The sequence below is a fragment of the Bradyrhizobium sp. ISRA430 genome, assembly GCF_029909975.1.
Taxonomy (GTDB): domain Bacteria; phylum Pseudomonadota; class Alphaproteobacteria; order Rhizobiales; family Xanthobacteraceae; genus Bradyrhizobium.
In genome coordinates this window covers 2,479,893-2,499,854 of the sequence record NZ_CP094516.1, presented here as the reverse complement: position 1 = coordinate 2,499,854, position 19,962 = coordinate 2,479,893, and the positions used below count along the sequence as shown (strand labels likewise).

Annotated in this window: 15 protein-coding genes; 8 read left to right on the top strand and 7 right to left on the bottom strand. The window is 65.3% G+C overall.

Features of this window, described 5'->3' with window-relative positions:
* Positions 1-5: 5 nt before the first annotated feature.
* The 6 genes from MTX21_RS12250 to hpaH all read right to left on the bottom strand — a co-directional run bounded on the left by MTX21_RS12250 (position 6) and on the right by hpaH (position 6,406).
* On the bottom strand, positions 6-1,631 hold the full coding sequence (locus MTX21_RS12250; RefSeq protein ID WP_280965061.1) for a thiamine pyrophosphate-dependent enzyme: 1,626 nt from the start codon (positions 1,629-1,631) through the stop codon (positions 6-8).
* 25 nt (positions 1,632-1,656) lie between these two features.
* Complete coding sequence (locus MTX21_RS12245) at positions 1,657-2,526, bottom strand: fumarylacetoacetate hydrolase family protein (protein ID WP_280965060.1); 870 nt, start codon at positions 2,524-2,526, stop codon at positions 1,657-1,659.
* 3 nt (positions 2,527-2,529) lie between these two features.
* Positions 2,530-3,513, bottom strand: coding sequence for a 3,4-dihydroxyphenylacetate 2,3-dioxygenase (hpaD, locus tag MTX21_RS12240; protein ID WP_280965059.1), 984 nt, complete (start codon positions 3,511-3,513; stop codon positions 2,530-2,532).
* 126 nt (positions 3,514-3,639) lie between these two features.
* Entirely contained in the window at positions 3,640-5,178 is a 1,539-nt protein-coding gene (gene hpaE, locus MTX21_RS12235) for a 5-carboxymethyl-2-hydroxymuconate semialdehyde dehydrogenase (protein ID WP_280965058.1), read from the bottom strand.
* Entirely contained in the window at positions 5,171-5,569 is a 399-nt protein-coding gene (locus MTX21_RS12230) for a 5-carboxymethyl-2-hydroxymuconate Delta-isomerase (protein WP_280965057.1), read from the bottom strand. The genes hpaE and MTX21_RS12230 overlap by 8 nt, the downstream gene beginning before the upstream one ends.
* Before the next feature lie 30 nt (positions 5,570-5,599).
* Positions 5,600-6,406, bottom strand: coding sequence for a 2-oxo-hept-4-ene-1,7-dioate hydratase (gene hpaH, locus MTX21_RS12225; protein WP_280965056.1), 807 nt, complete (start codon positions 6,404-6,406; stop codon positions 5,600-5,602).
* A 114-nt stretch (positions 6,407-6,520) separates the two neighbouring features.
* On the opposite strand from hpaH, the gene hpaR reads away from it, so the two are divergent.
* From hpaR to MTX21_RS12210, 3 genes are all read left to right on the top strand, one after another.
* Positions 6,521-7,039 carry a homoprotocatechuate degradation operon regulator HpaR gene (gene hpaR, locus MTX21_RS12220; protein WP_280965055.1) on the top strand — a complete coding sequence of 173 codons (519 nt, stop codon included), beginning with the start codon at positions 6,521-6,523 and terminating at the stop codon, positions 7,037-7,039.
* 255 nt (positions 7,040-7,294) lie between these two features.
* A complete protein-coding gene (locus tag MTX21_RS12215) occupies positions 7,295-8,071 on the top strand; it encodes an aldolase/citrate lyase family protein (protein ID WP_280965054.1) in 777 nt (258 codons plus the stop codon).
* Between the two features lie 93 nt (positions 8,072-8,164).
* Positions 8,165-9,688 carry an altronate dehydratase family protein gene (locus MTX21_RS12210; RefSeq protein WP_280965053.1) on the top strand — a complete coding sequence of 508 codons (1,524 nt, stop codon included), beginning with the start codon at positions 8,165-8,167 and terminating at the stop codon, positions 9,686-9,688.
* A gap of 200 nt (positions 9,689-9,888) precedes the next feature.
* On the opposite strand, the gene MTX21_RS12205 is transcribed toward MTX21_RS12210, so the two are convergent.
* Entirely contained in the window at positions 9,889-10,968 is a 1,080-nt protein-coding gene (locus MTX21_RS12205; RefSeq protein ID WP_280965052.1) for a lipase family protein, read from the bottom strand.
* Positions 10,969-11,097: 129 nt separating this feature from the next.
* On the opposite strand from MTX21_RS12205, the gene MTX21_RS12200 reads away from it, so the two are divergent.
* The 5 genes from MTX21_RS12200 to MTX21_RS12180 all read left to right on the top strand — a co-directional run bounded on the left by MTX21_RS12200 (position 11,098) and on the right by MTX21_RS12180 (position 19,919).
* Positions 11,098-14,367 carry a transglutaminase family protein gene (locus MTX21_RS12200; RefSeq protein ID WP_280965051.1) on the top strand — a complete coding sequence of 1,090 codons (3,270 nt, stop codon included), beginning with the start codon at positions 11,098-11,100 and terminating at the stop codon, positions 14,365-14,367.
* Between the two features lie 28 nt (positions 14,368-14,395).
* Positions 14,396-16,909, top strand: coding sequence for a circularly permuted type 2 ATP-grasp protein (locus tag MTX21_RS12195; RefSeq protein ID WP_280965050.1), 2,514 nt, complete (start codon positions 14,396-14,398; stop codon positions 16,907-16,909).
* Positions 16,906-17,784 carry a transglutaminase family protein gene (locus MTX21_RS12190; protein ID WP_280965049.1) on the top strand — a complete coding sequence of 293 codons (879 nt, stop codon included), beginning with the start codon at positions 16,906-16,908 and terminating at the stop codon, positions 17,782-17,784. Before MTX21_RS12195 ends, MTX21_RS12190 begins: the two co-directional genes overlap by 4 nt.
* 301 nt (positions 17,785-18,085) lie before the next feature.
* The gene (locus MTX21_RS12185; protein ID WP_280965048.1) at positions 18,086-18,913 is read left to right on the top strand and encodes a metal-dependent phosphohydrolase; all 828 of its coding nucleotides are present in this window, start codon (positions 18,086-18,088) and stop codon (positions 18,911-18,913) included.
* 112 nt (positions 18,914-19,025) lie between these two features.
* Positions 19,026-19,919: an alpha/beta hydrolase gene (locus tag MTX21_RS12180; protein ID WP_280965047.1), complete on the top strand. Its 894-nt coding sequence runs from the start codon at positions 19,026-19,028 to the stop codon at positions 19,917-19,919.
* Positions 19,920-19,962 lie beyond the last annotated feature (43 nt).

The following is a 19,962-nucleotide window of genomic DNA, read 5'->3' as shown; positions in this document are numbered from 1 at the left end:
GCGTCTTACGGCTTCGGCGGATGGATGAATGCCCAGGGACTGACTTCGGAGTCCCGCGGCACCTCGACCGAAATCAGATACGGCCCGCCATGGGTGAGCGCCTTCTCCATCGCCGCCTTGAAATGATCCGGCGAGGCTACGCGTGCTGCAGCGACGCCGAAGGACTCCGCGAGCTTGACGAAATCCGGGTTGACGAGATCGGACGCCACCACGCGGCCGTCAAAACGCTCGCGCTGGTCGCGGCGGACATTGCCATAGGCGTTGTTGTTGAACACCAGCGTCACCACGCCGATGTTGAACTGCACCGCCGTGGAAAGCTCCTGCACGCCGAACATGAAGCCGCCGTCGCCGGTGATCGCCACCACCGGCTTGTCGGGATTGGCGATCTTGGCGCCTAACGCGGTCGGGAAGCCCGAGCCGAGCGTACCCTGGTAGCCGGAGGTGATGAAGGTGCGCGGCTCGTAGATCGGAAACCCGTACCAGGAGGCAAAGCCGACCTGCGACAATTCATCGGTGACGATTGCGTTCGCCGGCAGCACCTCGCGCAGGATGTTGAGATACGCCATCTGCGGCTGGATGCGCTGGATTTCGGCTTGCGCTGATGCCGTGGCCTCGCGGATCGCCGCGCGGCGTCCGGCGGTCTTGCTGTAGCCTGCCTTGCGCACGGCGGCGGCGAGATCGGCGGTCGCGGATTTGGCATCGGCGATGATGGCCGCATCTGAGGCGAAGCGCCGCATCTCGACCGGGTCGATGTCGATGCGGATGCTCTTCAGGCCATCGGGGCGATAAGGCCAGCGCGACATGGTCGGCAGCTCCAGCCGCGTGCCGATGCCGATCATGAGGTCGGTGTTCGGCCACAACTTGTAGGCAGCCGCCATCGTCAGCCCGAGCTCATGCGCGTTGGAGACGATGCCGCGGCCGCTGCGGAACGCGACCACCGGCGCATCGATCATCTCGGCGAGCTCGAGGATCTCTTCGCGCGCCTCGATCGCGCCGCTGCCGACGAAGATCATCGGCGCCTTGCTCGCCTTGATGAGCGCGGCCGCCTGCTTCACGAGGTCAGGATCGGGCTGCGGCGCGGCCAGGGGCTCAAGAACCGGTGCGGCTGCCGTGTCGGCGCGCTGGGTGAAGACGTCCCAGGGCATTTCGACCGAGACGGGACCCCGCCGTCCCGACATCATTTCCTGGAAGGCGCGCGCCACGACCGTCGGCGCATTGCCGGGATATTCGATCCGCTCCGCCCATTTCACATAGGTGCGCAAGGTCGCGAGTTGATCCGGCATCTCGTGCAGATGACCGCGGCCTTTGCCCAGGAACTGCGTCGGTACCTGGCCGGTGACGCACAGCACCGGCTCGTTGCAGCCGAAAGCGGTGAGCAGCGCCGCGCTGGCGTTGAGCACGCCGGGGCCAGGCACCACGCTGAACACGCCGGGCCTGCCGCTCGATCGCGCATAGCCGAACGCCATGTAGCCGCACGCCTGCTCGTGCCGGGCGCCGATCACCTTGAGCTGAGCCTGGTGGAAGGCATCGAACAGGCCGTAGACCTGCGCACCGGGCAGGCCGAATACGGTATCGACGCCATGCGCAACAAGCCCGCTTACGATCGCTTCCCCGCCGGTGAGGGTGGTCATTGCACTATTCCATTCGTTTCGTTGATCAGGCCTCGTCGACGACGCCATTGCGAAGCAGGCCGATGCCCTCGGCCTCGACTTCAATGACATCGCCGGGCGTTAAGTAGCGCGGCGGATCGAACCGCGCGCCGGCGCCGGTCGGCGTGCCCGTGACAATGATGTCGCCGGGAACGAGCGTTGCGAAGGTCGAGATATAGTTGATGAGATAGCGGAACGGGAACATGAGCCGGCTGGTGCGATCGTCCTGCCGCAGTTCGCCGTTGACACGTGTGGTCAGACGAATGTCGGCGATCTGCGATTCCTGGATGTAAGGCACGAGCCACGGGCCGAGGCTGCCGCTGGAGTCGAAATTCTTGCCTTGCGTGACGTTGAACTTGGCGTGGCGCAACCAGTCGCGCACGGAGCCTTCGTTGCAAAGAGTCAACGCCGCGATGTGGTCGAGCGCTGCGCTTTCCGGAATGTGCCGTCCGCCCTTGCCGATCACCAGCACGATCTCGCCTTCATAGTCGAGTTGCGCCGAGGCGCGCGGCCGCACCAGTGGCGTATCGTGGCCGACGAAGGAGCGGGGCGAGCGCATGAACATGCTCGGATATTTCGGCGCGTCCTGCCCGTCCTTGTACTCGGCGTTGCGGTCGGGATAGTTGACGCCGATGCAGATGATCTTTTCCGGTGCGGGTACCGGCGGGAGCCAGGTGATGTCACTGAGCGCATGATCCGGCGCGCGGCCGGCGGCTTTCTCGGCGAGGCTCGCGAGCTTCCCGGCCGCGATCACCTCGCGCAGGGTCGGATAGTCCTTGGCATGGCGCGCGGAGAGATCGACGACGCCGCCGTCGGTGACGGCGCCGTATTTGGTCATGCCCTTGACGGAATAGGTGGCGAGGCGAGGCAGCGTCATTGCTTAGTCCGCCACCAAGACGTCGGCCACGAATTTCGGCTCGCGCACGGCCTGGCCCGTGAAGGGCGAGCCCTGCTCGAACCAGGAGCGCGGCGCCGGCGCGCCCCACAGCGTCTGGCGGCGCGGATCGCGCAGTGACCAGCGCAGCGGCTCGTGGTCGTGATCGCCCGTGAAATAATCGCTGGTGTAGAGCTCGAGCCGGTGGCCGTCGGGGTCGCGGACGTAGAGGAAGAATGCGTTCGAGATGCCGTGGCGTCCGGGCCCGCGCTCGATGTTCTTGACGAAGCCCGCGGAGGCCATCACGTCGCAGAGGTGGATGATGTTCATCGCCGTCGGCGTCCAGTAGGCGAAGTGATGCAGCCGCGGGCCCTTGCCGTTGGTGATGGCGAAGTCGTGGACGTTGCCCTTGCGATGCATCCAGGCGGCGGCGATGCGCCCGTTCGGCCCGTCCTCCTCGGCATATTCGGTGAGGCGGAAGCCGAGCCGCGCGTAGAAGTCGACGGTATCCTGCACCTCGGCGGCGAAGACGTTGAAATGATCGAGCCGCTGCGGATGGCAGCCCCGGTAGAGGTCGTAGCGGCGGAGCAGATGCGGCCGCCGGTCCATCGCGGCGTAGAGCTCGATCTGGAAGCCGAAGGGATCGGTGAATTGCAGCGTGCGGCCCTGGAACGGCTGGTCGACGAAGGCGTAGCTAAGGCCGTTCTCGGACAGGAACGCCGCCGCCTTGTCGAGATCCTTGTCGTTGCCGACCTTGAAGCCGAGCCGGTTGCAGGCCGGCACCGCCGCCTTGCGCAGCACCAGCGAGTGGTGCTGATGCTCTTCCGCGCCGCGCAAGTAAACCACGTTGTCGTCGGCATCCTCGACATGCAGGCCGACGGTGGTCTCGTAGAACTCGCGGCTGAGCTTCAGGTCCGTGACATCGAGCACGGCATGGCTCGAGCGGATGATGTTGAATGGTGGCTCGAAGACATGTTGCGGTACGGGCATTGCGTTTCCCCTCTCGGCTCGTCATTCCGGGATGGCCCGAAGGGCCAGGCCCGGAATCCATACTCCCGACTGGTGGTTATGGATTCCGGGCTCGATGCTTCGCATCGCCCCGGAATGACAGTTTCCCTAGATTCCCAGCTTCTGAATCTTATGCGTGCCCCGCGCCAGCGAGACGTGCTTGGTTTCCATGTAGAAGTCGAACGAGTAGTCGCCGCCGTCGCGGCCGATGCCGCTTGCCTTCATGCCGCCGAACGGCGTCGGCAGATGGCGGACATTCTCCGAGTTCAGCCAGATCATGCCGGCCTCTAACGCGTCCGCGACGCGCAGCGCGCGGCCCATATCGTTGGTCCAGACATAGCCGGTGAGGCCATAGCGGATGTCGTTGGCGATCTCGACCGCGTCCGCCTCGTCGCGGAATGGCAGCACGGTGAGGAAGGGGCCGAACACCTCCTCCTGCGCAACGCGCATCTTGCCATGCGCGCCGGTCACCAGCGTCGGCTCGACGTAATGTCCGCCGCCCGGGCCGTCATAGGCCTTGCCGCCGACCGCGATCACTGCGCCGTCCTGGCGCGCGACGTCGAAATAGGAGCAGACCTTTGCCAGATGCCGCTCATGGATCAGCGGCCCGATCTCGGTTGAGGGATCGAGGGGATGGCCGACCTTCAAGGCCTTCACCCGTGTCGTCAGCTTCTCGATGAACTTGTCGGCGATGCTCGCCTGGATCAGCAGGCGGCTGGACGACGTGCAGCGCTCGCCATTGAGCGAGTAGATCATGAACACGACCGCATCGAGCGCGCGGTCGAGCTCGGCATCGTCGAACACGATCACCGGGTTCTTGCCGCCAAGCTCGAAATGCACGCGCTTCAGCGTCGGCGCACCCTGCTTCATGATCGCCGAGCCCGTTGCGCTCTCGCCGACGAAGCCGATTGCCTTGATCGCGGGATGCTCGGTCAGGGCCTTGCCCGCCTCTTCACCGAAACCGTGGACGGTGTTGAGCACGCCGTCGGGAACGCCGGCTTCCTTGACCAGTTTTGCGAGCATATCCGCGGTCACCGGCGACCACTCCGCGGGCTTGTGCACGACGGTGCAGCCGGCGGCCAGCGCCGGAGCGATCTTCCAGGTCGAGAGCATGAACGGGGTGTTCCACGGCGTGATCACGCCGACGGGACCGATCGGCACCCGCGTGGAGATGTTCCAGTGCTCCTCGCTCGGCGTATTGAGGCCGTCGCGCGCTTCGCCGCATTTGTCGGCGAAGAAGCGGAAGTTTTCGGCGGCGCGGATCGCGGCCTTGGCCATGAAGCGGTAGGCCTGGCCGGTGTCGATGCATTCGAGCACCGCGATGTCGTCGGCATTGTCCTCGATCGCATCGGCGACCCGATGCAAGAGCTTGCGCCGCATCGCAGGTCCCATGTCGCGCCAGGACTTGAAGGCGAGAGCGGCGGCGGTTGCCGCGCGATCGACGTCCTCGGCATTGCCGCGCGCAACGCTCGCGAGCGTTGCGCCGTCGACCGGCGACTTCGTCTCAAATGTCTCCCCCGAGATCGAGGCGACGATCTTGCCGTCGATCATGTGGCCGATGCCGTCGGCCCGCAGCTTCTTCAGGAGCGGCGCCGCGCGGTCGCGGTTGGCCTGGAACACGTCGGCTTTCGGCGCGGGTTTATCCATGGGCAGCCTCCACTTTCAGGGCATCGTGGATGTTGTTGCGCTTCCAGCTCGTCTCCTTGTCGTTGATCTGCATGTCGAACGACAGGGCAAATTTCGAGCTTGCGAAGACGAGATCGAGATGCCGGGAGAGCGCCTGGAAGACGTGCTCACCGGCCTTCTTGCGGGTGGCGAGATCGCGGCCCTCGCCGATGCGCAGGACAACATCAAGAAAGCCGTAGTCCTGCCGCGCGTCGGCGATCGCATAGTGCTCGCACCTGATCGCGCGGACGCGGATGCCTCCGAGCGGGAAGATGCCTGTGTCCACCGCCGCCTTGCGTACGACTTCGCACACCGCGCTCATATCGAGACGGCCGTCGAGATTCGCCGAATATTCGATCGTGAAATGCGGCATGGCGGTTTCGCTCCCTGTCTTCTTTGTTCGTCAGGCGAAGTAGCAGCTCACCGAGCCGTAGGCGCCATAGTCGGCCTGAATTGTGTCGCCCTTGCGGGTCTCGATCGGACGGATGAAGGAGCCGGCGAGCACGACCTGGCCGGGCTCAAGCGCCAGCCCGAGCGGGGCGATCTTGTTGGCGAGCCAGGCAACCGCAGTCGCGGGATGATTGAGCACGCCGGCGGCAAGACCGGTTTCCTCGAGCTGGCCGTTCTTGAAGCACAGCGCGCCGATCCAGCGCAGGTCAGTCTCCAAGGGGCGGATCGGCCGCCCGCCGAGCACGATGCCGGCATTCGCCGCGTTGTCGGCGATGGTGTCGAAGATTTTTCGCGTCGCCTTGGTTGCGGGATCGACGCGCTCGATCCGCGTATCCAGGATTTCCAACGCCGGCACCACGAAGTCGGTGGCATTCAGCACGTCGAACATCGTGCAGTCGGGACCTTTGAGGCGCTTGCTCATGATGAAGGCGAGTTCAGCCTCGACGCGCGTGGCGATGAAGCGGTCGATCGGAACGAGGCCGCCGTCGGCAAAGAACATGTCGTCGAGCAGCACGCCGGAATCCGGCTCGTCGATGTTGAGCGCGCTCTGCATCGCCTTCGAGGTCAGGCCGATCTTGTGGCCTTTGACGATGCGGCCCTCGGTGAGCTTGAGGTCGACCCATGCCTTCTGAATCGCGTAAGCGTCATTGATGGTGATGCCGGGGAAGGCCTGCGAAAGCTGCCGGATCTGCGAGCGGGTCTTCTCCGCCTGGTGCAGGCGGTTCGCGCAGCTCAGAATATCGTCGTTGGAAAGCGCCATTCGTGGTCTTACAAATCGTGGTGCCGGGAGATACTTAACATGTTAAGTGAATGCGTCAAAGACAATTCCGGCTTGCTGCACTGCAAACATTTTGCAGTTTGAAGGCGGGGTATCATGGCGAAGAGACCGGCTGATCCTGCGAACGGAAGCGCGCCTGCCGCCCGGCAGGTGCCGATGCGCGATTTCTCGCGCTCGCTGCCGATGTCGCTGTTGCGAGCCCGCGAGGCCGTGATGCGGCAGTTCCGTCCCTCGCTGCGCCAGCATGGGCTTACCGAGCAGCAGTGGCGCATCCTGCGGGCACTTGCCGCGATCGAGGCCGTCGAGGTCACGGAACTGGCGCGCACGGCGTTTCTGCTGGGACCCAGCCTGTCGCGCATCCTGCGCGATCTCGAGGCGCGCCACCTGATCGAGCGCAAGACCGCGAAGGCGGATCAACGCCGCAGCATGGTCTCGATCTCGGAGAAGGGCGTCAAGCTGATGGCCTCCGTTGCGCCGTCCTCGGAAGCGATCTATGCGGAGATCACGCGGCGCTACGGGGTGCGCAAGCTTGCCGAGTTGCAGGAGATGCTCGGCGAGCTCGAACAGAGTCTCGCAGGGCTCGGTGCAGGTGACGAAGCAATAGCCGAGGAGTGAAAGCAGATATGCGCGTGCGCGCGGCGACAGCCATGGACATCTGCGCGATTTTTGGCTCAAAGTGCCGCCCAGGCCGATCTATGCAAAATCGGCGAGGGGACGGGTGTGCCGCACCAGGCGCGCGACTGAGACAATTTCGTCATTGCGAAAGCGTCGGCTCCGGGGCAATCCAGAATCTCGCAGCGGCGAGTTTCCGGATTATTTCGCGCCGCTCGTAAGTGACGGCGGCATTGGCCAACAGGGAAGGAAGGCAACGTGGCGAACAAAGTCAAAGAAATCTGGAAGTCGGGCAAGGCCGTGGTCAACGCGTGGCTCGCGATTCCCTCCGGCTTCTCGGCCGAGATGGTCGCGCAATGTGGCTTCGACAGCGTCACCGTCGACATGCAGCATGGCGTGCAGGACTATCTGTCGATGGTTCAGTGCTTCCAGGCCATGGACAAGCATCCGATTACCCCGATGGTGCGCGTGCCCTGGAACGAGCCCGGCATTATCGGCAAGGTGCTCGATGGCGGCGCCTATGGCGTGATCTGCCCGATGGTCAACACGCCGCAGGAAGCGCGGAACCTCGTCTCCTATTCCAAGTACCCGCCGAAGGGCGTGCGCTCCAACGGTCCGATCCGCGCCGGCATGTACGGTACCGCGGGCTCCTACCAGAAGACGGCGAACGACGAGATCGTGCTGCTGCCGATGATGGAGACCAGGACCGCTGTCGAGAACATGGAGGCGATCCTCGACGTCGAGGGCCTCGACGGCGTCTATATCGGCCCGTCCGACCTCGGCTTCTCCTACGGCCTCGAGCCGAAGCTCGACCGCACCGAGCCGGAGATCCTCGCGATCTATGAGAAGATCATCAAGGAGTGCGGCAAGCGCGGCCTCAATCCCGGCATCCATTGCAGCGGCGCAGAAGGCGCGGCCCGTGCGATCAACATGGGCTTCAAGCTGGTGACGCTCTCGAACGAGGTCGGCCTGATGACGACCTACGCGAAAATGCAGGTCAACCAGACCCGGAAGGATTCCGCCGGAAAGGCCTGAGACCTTGCGAATGGCGAATAGGGAGTAGCGAATAGTGCCGCTCCCTTTCTCCATTCGCCACTCGCTATTCGTTACTCGCCTATGGAGACACCTATGACCATCAGCCCCGTCATCCGCCTGCACCCCGATGATGGCGTGGTGATCGCGCGCGCGAGCCTGCCGCCCGGAACGATGGTGGCCGACGGAGTCGCGACGGTCGATCGCATTCCCTCCGGGCACAAGGTCGCGATCAAGCCGATCGCCGTGGGCGAGCCGGTCAGGCGCTACGGCCAGATCATCGGCTTTGCCACGGCGCCGATCGCGCCGGGGCAGCACGTGCACACGCAGAACTGCGGCATGGGCGATTTCTCCAAGGACTATGCCTATTGCGCCGACGTGAAGCCGACGCCGAATTTCGACCTGCCGGCGACCTTCGAAGGCATCCGCCGGCCCGACGGCCGCGTTGCCACGCGCAACTATATTGGCATTCTCACCTCGGTGAATTGCAGCGCGCATGTTGCCGGCCTCGTCGCCGACGTCTTCAAGAAGAATCCGTTTACCGGCGACAATCCGCTGGCTGATTTCCCCAATGTCGACGGCGTGGTCGCACTGACCCACAAGACCGGCTGCGGTATGACGCAGAACGAGCCTCTGGCGCTGCTCCGCCGCACGCTCGGCGGCTATGCGCGGCACGTCAATTTCTCCCACGTCATCGTGCTCGGCCTCGGCTGCGAGGTGAACCAGATCGGCGGCCTGATGGAGGAGCAGAAGCTCGCCGGCCGTCTGCGCGCGATGGACATTCAGGAGGTCGGCGGCACGCGCAAGACGGTGGAGGCGGGCGTTGCCTTCGTGCGCGAGGCGCTCGCGGACGCCAACAAGGTCAAGCGCGAGAAGGTCGCTGCGAGCGAACTGACCGTCGCCCTGCAATGCGGCGGCTCGGACGGCTACTCCGGCGTCTCCGCCAACCCTGCGCTCGGCGCGGCCAGCGATCTCATCGTGCGTCACGGCGGGACCGTGATCCTGTCGGAGACGCCGGAGACCTACGGCGCCGAGCATCTGCTCACGCGCCGCGCCGTCAGCCGCGAGGTCGGGGAGAAGCTGGTCGATCTCATGCGCTGGTGGGAGCAATATACCGACCGCGAAGGCGCCGAGATGAACGCCAATCCGAGCCCCGGCAACAAGGCCGGCGGGCTCACCACCATCCTGGAAAAATCGCTCGGTGCGATGGCGAAGGCCGGCACCACCAATCTCGTCGACGTGCTGCGCTACGCCGAGCCGGTGACGAAGAAGGGTTTTGTGTTCATGGACACGCCCGGCTACGACCCGGTCGCTGCGACCGGACAGGTCGCCGGCGGCGCCAATCTCGTCTGCTTCACCACGGGCCGCGGTAGCGTGTTCGGCTGCAAGCCCGCGCCGTCGATCAAGCTGGCGACCAACACACCGATGTACAAGCGGATGGAAGACGACATGGACGTCAATTGCGGCACCATCCTCGAAGGCTCCGAGACGGTCGAGCAATGCGGCCAGCGCATCTTCGATCTTATCCTGAAGACCGCCTCGGGCCAGCCGACCAAGAGCGAGAGCTTTGATTTCGGCGGCGCCGAGTTTGCGCCCTGGGTGCTTGGAGCGACAATGTAGCCCGAAATACCCTCATGGTGAGGAGCGCGGGACGCGCGTCTCCGGACGATGCTGCATCGCCGGGCGGACCATGAAGGCCCGGCTGTCGCCCGCGGCCATCCTTCGAGACGCCCGCTTGTCGCGGGCTCCTCAGGATGAGGCCGGGGACTTGTGACGCAGTAAGGATAGGCTCCACTCCATCCGGGCTTAACGGGTGGCGTCTATTCCAGCGGGATCGACAGCGCCTGAAAATAGCTTGTCGGTATGTGATCTCGCACTATCGACGGCAGCGCATTTGTCGGCGGCCCGAGGAGCCTCGCACCGACGCTGGCAATTAGCCCGGTTTGTCGCAATGCCTTGATCTCCCCGATGACAGCGGCGACGTTGGCGAAGCCATTGGCAGCGAGGAAGCCGATATCGAGGTCCGGCTGATTTTGATCCGACGGCGCAGGTGTTAGCCCGGCAAACCGTTCGCCGCTCCCGCAATGGAGCAACCGTCCGACATGGCGAAAATTGCCGTTCGCGCTCGGCGGGACGGTTGCAACGATATCGTGGCCGTGGACGAGGCGGAACGTCTTGTCACCGAGCGTCGCGTAGCTGTTGAAGAAGTCCAGGCCGCCGGTTCGCGGACTTCCGAAGGTGTAGACGGCCGTTGGCGTGATGCTGGCCCTGTTGAGTGCGCGCTCCGCCCCAAGCAGGGCCAATGCGGCTCCCATGCTGTGTCCGGTAAAGAACAGCGGCTGCTCGGTGCGTCGCTTGATCGCCGCTTCGACGATAGGCCAAACCGCATCGATGGCGGTCGTGAACCCGAGATGGAGAACGTTCGGCTCCGGTGCCAGGGTGAAGTCCTTGATCCAGTCATTGATCTTGAGCGGATCGGTGCCGGAAAAGGAGACGATCGTCGCGCCGTGTCCTTCGGCGACGACGAAACAAGCGCTCTTGGCCGGCAGACCCGTCACAGGATCATTGCTGCCGAAGGCAAGTCTCGTCATGCCCCAGGCCTTCAGGATGTCATTGACCTTGCCTTCGTGCGCCGTCTCGTAAGCGAGCTGCGACATCCACATTAAGGCCTGCGCGTTTTCGAGCTTGAAGTCTTTCGCGGTTGTATCGAGACCGTCCAGCGCGTCTTCAGGAAATAGCTCTCGGGGTTGTTCGACCAGAAAACTCATGGAAATGTCTCCTGTTTCAGGCCGCGCTTCGCATCGATGCGCCGCGCGACAATTATTACGAACGGGAGAGTCCATCATGCGCAAGGCGCAGCGTCGGGCGCGGCTTGCGCAGGCAATGGTCCATTCGACCACGGGTAGATCGCTTCGGCAAGTGTATCGCGTAAACCAGCCCGTCCCGTAGGCACCGGTTGCCCGTTGTTAGTGCTTGATCGCGACAACCGGCAGTGTTCTGCTCAAAAAGCTGCCGGAGCACCGCAACCCGTGTCGATCTACGTCGCACTGCATCACGTCACGCACTACAAGTACGACCGTCCGATCGATCTCGGCCCGCAGACCATCCGCCTGCGGCCCGCGCCGCATACGCGCACGCCGATCCTGAGCTACTCGCTCAAGGTCACGCCACCCAATCACTTCGTGAACTGGCAGCAGGATCCGCAAGGCAACTGGCTGGCGCGCTATGTCTTTCCGGAGAAGACGACGGAGCTCAAGATCGAGGTCGACTTCACGGCGCAGATGACCGTGATCAACCCGTTCGATTTCTTCGTCGAGCCGTATGCCGACAGCTTTCCGTTCGAATATCCGAAGGACCTGAAGACCGAGCTTGCGCCCTATCTCGAGACCATCGAGCCCGGTCCGCTCTTCGCGCGATACCTCGCCTCGATCCCGCGCGAGGCCGGCAACACCGTCAACTTCCTGGTCGAGCTCAATCGCGAGCTGCAGAAGCGCGTCCGCTACGTCATCCGCATGGAGGCCGGCGTGCAGCCGCCGGAGGAGACGCTCGCCTCCGGCGCCGGCTCGTGCCGCGACTCCGCCTGGCTCCTGATCCAGACGCTGCGCCATCTCGGCCTCGCGGCGCGCTTCGTCTCTGGCTACCTCATCCAGATCCGCCCCGACATCGATCCGATCGAAGGACCGCCCGAGGTGGAAAACGATTTCACCGATTTGCACGCCTGGGCCGAGGTCTATCTGCCGGGCGCGGGCTGGATCGGCTTCGATGCGACCTCCGGCATGCTCGCGGGCGAGGGACACATTCCCGTCGCCGCGACACCGCATTACCGTTCGGCCGCGCCGATCTCCGGCAGCGCCGGCATGGCCGAGGTCGAGTTCGCCTTCGAGATGAGCGTCCGGCGCATCCGCGAGGCGCCGCGCATCACAAAGCCATTCTCAGACGAAGCCTGGGCGCGGCTCAACGATCTCGGCGAGCAGGTCGATGGTGATCTTAGCGCGCAGGACGTGCGGCTCACCATGGGCGGCGAGCCGACCTTCGTCTCGGTCGATGATCTCGAGGCACCCGAGTGGAATACCGAGGCCGTCGGTCCCACCAAGCGCACGTTCGCCGACGACCTGATCCGTCGCCTGCGCACGCGCTTCGCGCCGGGTGGCCTTCTGCATTACGGCCAGGGCAAATGGTATCCCGGCGAGAGCCTGCCGCGCTGGGCCTTTGGGCTCTACTGGCGCAAGGACGGCGTGCCGATCTGGAAGAACGCCGACCTCATCGCCAGGATCGAAAATCCGCGCCGGCCTGAGGTGAAAGACGCCGAAGCCTTCATGGAAGGCACCGCCGCGCGGCTCGGGCTCAATCTCGGCTACATCATGCCGGCCTATGAGGATCCGGCATACTGGCTGCAGAAGGAGGCCGACCTTCCCGTCAACGTCGATCCGTCCGATTCCAAATTGTCCGATCCCGAAGCGCGGGCGCGGATGGCGCGGGTGTTCGACCAGGGCGTGGGCATGCCGCGCGGCTTCGTGCTCCCGATCCAGCGCTGGAATGCGCCGCCGCGCTGGCGCAGCGAACGCTGGCAACTCCGCCGCAATCATCTGTTCCTGTCCCCGGGCGATTCCCCGTTGGGGCTGCGGCTGCCGATGAGTTCGCTCGCTCATGTTCCGCCCGACCAATACCCTTACGTCGTCGAGCAGGACCCGATGGAGCCGCGGGGCAAGCTGCCGGTGTTCAGCCGGATACCGCGCCCGCCATCACCGCCGCGCGTTGCGCCCGACTATCTCAACACCACGATTCCCGTTCGCACCGCGATGGCCGTCGAGATCCGCGACGGCGTGCTCTGCGCCTTCATGCCGCCGGTCGAGCGCGTCGAGGATTATCTCGAACTGATCGCGGCGCTCGAAGCCACGGCCGAGGAGATGCAGCTCCCGGTTCATGTCGAAGGCTATCCACCGCCGTTCGATCCGCGCATCGACGTCATCAAGGTGACGCCCGATCCCGGCGTGATCGAAATCAACATCCAGCCGGCCAAGAACTGGCGCGAGGTGGTCGACATCACCTCCGGGCTTTATGAAGACGCCGCGAAGGTGCGCCTCGGCGCCAACCGTTTCCTGATCGATGGCCGCCACACCGGCACCGGCGGCGGCAATCACGTCGTGGTCGGCGGCCCCAGTCCGCAGGACTCGCCGTTCCTGCGCCGGCCTGATCTGTTGAAGAGCCTGGTGCTGTACTGGCAGCGGCATCCGTCGCTGTCCTACTTCTTCTCCGGCCTTTTCATCGGTCCGACCAGCCAGGCGCCGCGCATCGACGAGGCGCGGCACGACAGCATCTATGAGCTCGAGATCGCGCTCTCGCACGTGCCGCCGCCGGGCTACCAGACGCCGCTGTGGCTGGTCGACCGGCTGTTCCGCCATCTGCTCGTCGACACCACCGGCAACACCCACCGCGCCGAGATCTGCATCGACAAGCTGTATTCGCCGGAGGGGCCGACGGGCCGGCTCGGCCTTGTCGAATTCCGCGCGCTCGAAATGCCGCCCGATCCGCGCATGTCGCTGGCGCAGCAGCTCCTGATCCGCGCGCTGATCGCAAGATTCTGGCGCGAGCCGCAGTCCGGCAAGTTCGTGCGCTGGGGCACGGCGCTGCATGATCGCTTCATGCTGCCTCACTTCATTTGGGAAGATTTCGTTGAAGTGATTTCTGACTTGAAGCAGTCCGGTTATCCCTTTGAGCCTGAATGGTATCTCGCTCAGCTCGAGTTCCGTTTTCCCGCCTTCGGCCGCGTCCATCATGGTGGCGTGACGCTGGAGCTGCGTCAGGCGCTGGAGCCCTGGCATGTGCTGGGCGAGGAGGGGTCGGCCAGCGGCACGGTGCGCTACGTCGACAGCTCGGTCGAACGGCTTCAAGTGAAAGCTGAAGGCGTTGTCGAGGGACGCCATATCGTGACCTGCAATGGCCGCCGTCTGCCGATGACCTCGACCGGCCGCTCGGGCGAGGCCGTGGCCGGCGTCCGCTTCAAGGCCTGGCAGCCGGCCTCCGGCCTGCACCCGACCATTCCGGTGCATGCGCCGCTGACCTTTGACCTGATCGACACCTGGAACGGCCGCTCGCTCGGCGGCTGCGTCTATCACGTCGCCCATCCCGGTGGGCGCAACTACGATACCAAGCCCGTCAACACCTACGAGGCCGAGGCGCGCCGGCTGGCGCGCTTCCAGGACCACGGCCATACGCCGGGCCCGGTCCAGCCGCCCCCTGACGAACGCACAAATGAGTTTCCGCTGACCCTCGACTTGCGAATGCCGCTCCTGCAATGAGAATGGGGACGGGGCAAGGGAGAGGCGCATGGGCGAGGGCGCAACCGAAGGGACTGGCGAGACAGGCAGGGCGCCCGGCCAGCACCGCGTCGCGCAATGGGTACGCGACTATAGCCGGCTGCCCGGCATCCCCGACGAGTTCCTCGGGCCGGACGGCAGCCCGCGCGCGGTCTGGAACAGGTTCTTCGACGCCTTCGGCGCGCTGTCGCCCGACGAGATCGAACGCCGCTTTGGCATGGCCGACCGCCACCTGCGCGAGGCCGGCGTCACCTACCGCGCGCCCGGCGACGGTGCCGACCGGCCCTGGTCGCTCAGCCATCTGCCGCTCCTGATCGACGAGGCCGACTGGCAGCAGCTCTGCGCCGGCATCAAGCAGCGCGCCGAGCTTCTGGAGTTGGTGCTGCGGGACATCTATGGCGAAGGCCGGCTGGTGGCCGAAGGCGCGCTGCCGGCCGCCGCCATTGCCGGCAGCCCCGAATATCTGCGCCCGGTCTGCGGCGTGCCGCCGCCCGGCGGACGCTATCTGTCGATCTATGCCGCCGATGTCGGCCGCGGGCCCGACGGGCGCTGGTGGGTGCTCGGCGATCGCACCCAGGCGCCGTCCGGCGCGGGCTATGCGCTGGAGAACCGCTTGGTGCTCTCGCGCGCCTTCTCCGATCTCTACAAGTCGATGAACGTGCCGCGCGTCGCGCCGTTCTTCGAGGCATTTCGGGATAGTCTTCGCGCCAGCGCCGATCGCGACGAGCCGCGCATCGGCGTGCTGACGCCCGGCAGCTTCAGCGAGACCTATTTCGAGCACGCTACCCTCGCGCGCTATCTCGGCTTCCTGCTGGTCGAAGGCGACGACCTCGCCGTCAGCGACAACCGCGTTCACATCCGCACCGTCGCGGGGCTCAAGCGGCTCGACGTGCTGCTCCGCCGGGTCGATTCCAACTCGCTTGATCCGCTCGAGCTGGACGCGTCCTCGCATCTCGGTGTGCCCGGCCTGATCGACGTGCTGCGCAAGGACGGCGTCGTCGTCGCCAATATGCCGGGCTCTGGCGTGCTGGAGGCGCGTGCGCTGCTCGGCTTCCTGCCGGCGCTCTGCCGCCGCCTGCTCGGCGACGAATTGAAGATGCCGCATATCGCGACCTGGTGGTGCGGCCAGCGCGCGGCGCGCGACGAGGTCTTGTCGCGGCTCGACCAGGTCGCGATCGAAGGCGCCTACCGGCGCGGCGTTCCCGGTTTCGACAGCAACGGCCCGGTGCTCGCGAGCGAGCTCGACGCAGGCGGGCGCCAGCGTCTGGTCGACGCCATCACCGCCCGCGGCATGGACTATGTCGGCCAGGAGGTGGTGCGGCTCTCGACCATGCCGGTGTGGGAGCACGGACGGATCACGCCGCGCCCCTTCGTGTTGCGCGTGTTCGCGGCGGCGACGGCCGACGGCTGGACCATCATGCCCGGCGGCTTTTGCCGGATCGCCGAGCAGGCGGATGCCCGCGCGGTGTCGATGGGCGACGGCGCACGTGCGGCCGACGTCTGGGTCGTCTCCGAGCAGCAGGTCTCGACGGCCACCCTGCTGCCAGCGACCGACAAGGTTCGGATCCGCCGTATTGCCGGCGTGCTGCCGAGCCGTGCCGCCGACAATCTGTTCTGGCTTGGCCGCTATCTCGAGCGTGCGGAGGCCACGCTGCGGCTGGTGCGCGCCCTGGGCTCGCCGAGCGGGCTCAACAAGGGCACCTCGGCCACGACGCAGTCGGCCGAGCGCATCCAGCGCCTGCTGGTGGCCTGGGGCGCGATCTCGCAGACTTCGCGCGCGGCGACCGGGCGCATCGTGGCCGAAGCGCTCCAGAGCGCGGATCGTTTCGGCTCGGCGCTGTCGCTGGTGCGCGCGGCGCAGCGCACCGCAACCTCCTTGCGCGAGCGGCTGTCGCCCGACGCCTGGCAGGTGATCACGGAGATGGCCGAGCGCCTTGCCTATGAGGTCGAGGACGACGACAGCGTCATCAGCGCGGCCGAGCTGACCTTGCAGGAGCTTGCGAGCTTTGCCGGCCTTGCCCAGGAGAACATGAACCGCGCCGCCGGCTGGCGCTTCCTCGACATCGGACGCCGCGCCGAGCGCGCCATCAACACCACACGCTTTGCGCGGCAGTTCGCCTATGACGAGGCCGGCGACGAGGAGCTCGACGTGCTGTTGACGCTGATCGATTGCCAGATCACGTACCGCTCGCGCTATCTGCTGGCGCCGGTGCTCGCGCCGGTGCGCGATCTTGCGGTGCTCGACGGCTACAATCCGCGCTCGGTCGCGTTCCAGGTGACGACATTGAACGAGCACATCGCCGCGTTGCCGAGCCTGAAGGAATACGGGCTGATCGAGCGGCCGCAGCGGCTCGCGGTTGCCGTGCAGGCGATGCTCGCCACCGCCGAGGCCGAGAAGCTCGAGGTCAAGACCCTGTTTTCGCTGGAGCAGGACCTGCTCAAGCTCGCCGACGCAATCGGGCTGCATTACTTCCCGCACGGACCCAATGCCAGCCGTCCGGAAAAGCTAACGGGTCTGGCGTGATCTACGACGTCCGCCATGTCACCACCTACGACTACGAGAGCCCCGTCAGCTTCGCCCGCTGCACGCTGCGGCTGGAGCCGATGAACGGTCGCGGCCAGGAGCTGATCTCGCATCGTGTCGAGATCCATCCGCGTCCGGCGGAGCGCAACGTACGGCGCGATTTCTTCGGCACGCTGACCGAGAGCGTCGTGATCGAGGCGGCGCATCGCAACTTGCGGATCGACTCCCGCTCGCGCGTCTCGGTGTCGCGCCAGCCGCCGGCGCGCGATGCATCAAGCCTGTCCTGGGAGAGCATCCGCGACATCGCCTTCGAAGCAACGAGCCTGGGGCCGGCCTCGCCGGTCGGCTATGTCTTCGCGAGCCCGCTGGTGCCTGTCTTGCGTCCCGTCAGCGACTATGCGGCGGAGAGCTTCGCGCCGGGTGTGGGCATCCTTGCCGGAGCGGTCGATCTGATGCAGCGCATCCGCAACCAGTTTCGCTACGATCCCAAGGCGACGGTGATCTCGACACCGCTCAACGAGGTCTTCGACCAGCGCCACGGCGTCTGCCAGGACTTTGCCCATGTGATGATCGCCGGCCTTCGCGGGCTCGGCCTGCCGGCGGCCTATGTCAGCGGCTATTTGCGTACCATTCCGCCGCCGGGCCAACCGCGCCTGCAAGGTGCTGACGCCACGCACGCCTGGGTGTCGCTGTGGTGCGGGGCGGAGCTGGGTTGGGTCGATTTCGATCCGACCAATGATCTCCTGGTCGCCAACGATCACATTGTGCTCGCGGTCGGCCGCGACTTCTCCGACGTCTCGCCGGTCGACGGCGTCATCGTCGGCTCGCCCAAGCAAAAGCTCGCCGTCGCCGTGGACGTGCTGCTGGTGGAGTGACGCTGCGTCAGTCCTGCTGCCCGGGTATTCACGAGGCGACGGGCTTCTGCAATCCAAAACCGATAAGGCGAATTTGGTGTCGTCGTCCTCCGTCGGGCAGGTCGGCTCACGCGTCCCCGAGGCCGGCGGACCGTGATCGCTGGCGCAACATTGCGTGGCAAAGCAATAAACATATTTTCGTATTTTCGCCCCCGAATTTGGGCGAGCCCGCCCGAGATGGGCTATGCTACCCCCGCGTCGCGGACGGGAAACGAGACGTCGGGGGTTGGCGTGACACACCACCGACAACGGGGCTGCATCCATGTTGACGTTACCGAGACTGGCGGCCGAAACCCTGGAGAAGCTACTGGGCTCGTTCATGCGTCGCAGGTACGACGAGTCCTATGCCAGGGTGCTGGAGGGCGCGACCCGCACGGCGCTGGAATGCATCGGCAACAGCGATGCGCTCTACCACAACATCGAGCATACGATGCTGGTGACGCTGGCGGGCCAGGCGATCCTCATGGGACGCAATCTCCATACGCACCTTTCGGCGGAGGACTACATTCATGTCCTCATCGCCTGCCTCGCACACGACATCGGCTATGTGCGAGGCCTGTTCGCGGAGGATGACGAGGACGGTTTCTTGATCGACGAGGCGGGGACCAAGGTGTCGCTGCCGCGCGGTGCATCCGATGCCAGTCTCATGATGTATCACGTTGACCGGTCGAAGCTTTTTGTGAGGCGGCGGTTGCCGCCGATCCGCGGCATCGACAGCGAGCGAGTCGCCCGCGCCATCGAGGGAACGCGCTTTCCCGCCCGCGAAGGGCAGGAGTATGACGAGGAGGCCTCGGTCCTGCGCGCCGCCGATTTCATCGGGCAACTCGGCGATCCCAACTATCTGCGCAAGGCCAACGCGCTGTATTACGAGTTCGAGGAGGTCGGCATCAACCGCCAACTCGGCTACGATTCGCCCGCCGATATCGTCAATCGCTACCCGCAATTCTATTGGAATAGCGTCGCGCCGCACATCCAGACCGAGATCGGCTATCTCAACAAGACCGAGATCGGCCGGCAGTGGATCGCCAATCTCTACAGCAACGTCTTCCGCGCCGAGCGCGATATCTCGCTCTCCGGGCCGCAGAAGTAGATGCAGCAGCCCGGATGAGCGAAGCGATATCCGGGGGCTGGCGGCATGAACGTGATCCCGGACGTCGCTTCGCTCATCCGGGCTACCGCACCGAGCCATCCGTGAGTGCGTGATGCAACAGAAGTCCGTCACCACCGACATTCTCGACATCGCCTATCTGGAGTTCGGCGCGCCCGGCGGCTGGCCTTGCATCATGGGTCACGGTTTCCCCTACGACGTGAGTGCCTATGCCGAGGCCGCGCCTCTGATCGCGCAAGAGGGGGCGCGCGTGCTGGTCCCGTATTTGCGCGGTTACGGCCCGACCCGTTTCCGTTCCGCCACGACGCTGCGCTCCGGAGAGCAGGCGGCGCTCGGCGCAGATCTGCTTGCCTTCATGGATGCCCTTGGAATCGCGCGCGCCGTCGTTGGCGGCTATGACTGGGGCGGCCGCGCAGCCTGCGTGGTCTCTGCGCTCTATCCGGAGCGCGTGATCGGGCTCGTCTCCGGCAATTCCTACAACATCCAGAACATCGCGCGTTCGATGGAGCCGGCTTCGCCGCCGGAGGAGGCCGCGCTCTGGTATCAATATCTTTTCCATAACGAGCGCGGCCGCCGCGCGCTGGAGCGCAATCGCCGCGGCTTTGCCCGTCAGCTCTGGTCGATGTGGTCGCCCACATGGGCGTTCGACGATGCCACGTTCGAGCGGAGTGCCTTGTCCTTCGACAATCCTGATTTTGTCGACGTCGTGATCCACTCCTATCGCCACCGCTACGCGCTGGTCGAAGGCGATCCAGCTTATGCCGGGATCGAGGCGAAGCTTGCAGGCCAGCCGCCGATTCGCGTACCGACGATCGCGATCGATGGCGACAGCGACGGTGTCAATCCCGGCACCGCGCATCATGCGCGCAAGTTCGAGGGCTTTTTCGAGCGCCGCGTGTTCGCTGGTGCCGGCCACAATCTGCCGCAGGAGCGGCCCGCCGCATGGGCGCAGGCCGTGCTCGACGTACGGAAGGCGGCAGAACGCTAGGCCATTCCGGATACGTCACAGAGCGCCTGGCTCTTCGTCCCGC

Bases quoted from the DNA above. Each gene is read 5' to 3' on its own strand.
- MTX21_RS12180 (WP_280965047.1), top strand. From the start codon at position 19,026: ATGCAACAGAAGTCCGTCACCACCGACATTCTCGACATCGCCTATCTG.
- hpaE (WP_280965058.1), bottom strand. From the start codon at position 5,178: ATGGATAAACCCGCGCCGAAAGCCGACGTGTTCCAGGCCAACCGCGAC.
- MTX21_RS12245 (WP_280965060.1), bottom strand. From the start codon at position 2,526: ATGACGCTGCCTCGCCTCGCCACCTATTCCGTCAAGGGCATGACCAAA.
- MTX21_RS12210 (WP_280965053.1), top strand. From the start codon at position 8,165: ATGACCATCAGCCCCGTCATCCGCCTGCACCCCGATGATGGCGTGGTG.
- MTX21_RS12185 (WP_280965048.1), top strand. From the start codon at position 18,086: ATGTTGACGTTACCGAGACTGGCGGCCGAAACCCTGGAGAAGCTACTG.
- hpaR (WP_280965055.1), top strand. From the start codon at position 6,521: ATGGCGAAGAGACCGGCTGATCCTGCGAACGGAAGCGCGCCTGCCGCC.
- MTX21_RS12195 (WP_280965050.1), top strand. From the start codon at position 14,396: ATGGGCGAGGGCGCAACCGAAGGGACTGGCGAGACAGGCAGGGCGCCC.
- MTX21_RS12230 (WP_280965057.1), bottom strand. From the start codon at position 5,569: ATGCCGCATTTCACGATCGAATATTCGGCGAATCTCGACGGCCGTCTC.
- hpaD (WP_280965059.1), bottom strand. From the start codon at position 3,513: ATGCCCGTACCGCAACATGTCTTCGAGCCACCATTCAACATCATCCGC.
- MTX21_RS12250 (WP_280965061.1), bottom strand. From the start codon at position 1,631: ATGACCACCCTCACCGGCGGGGAAGCGATCGTAAGCGGGCTTGTTGCG.
- hpaH (WP_280965056.1), bottom strand. From the start codon at position 6,406: ATGGCGCTTTCCAACGACGATATTCTGAGCTGCGCGAACCGCCTGCAC.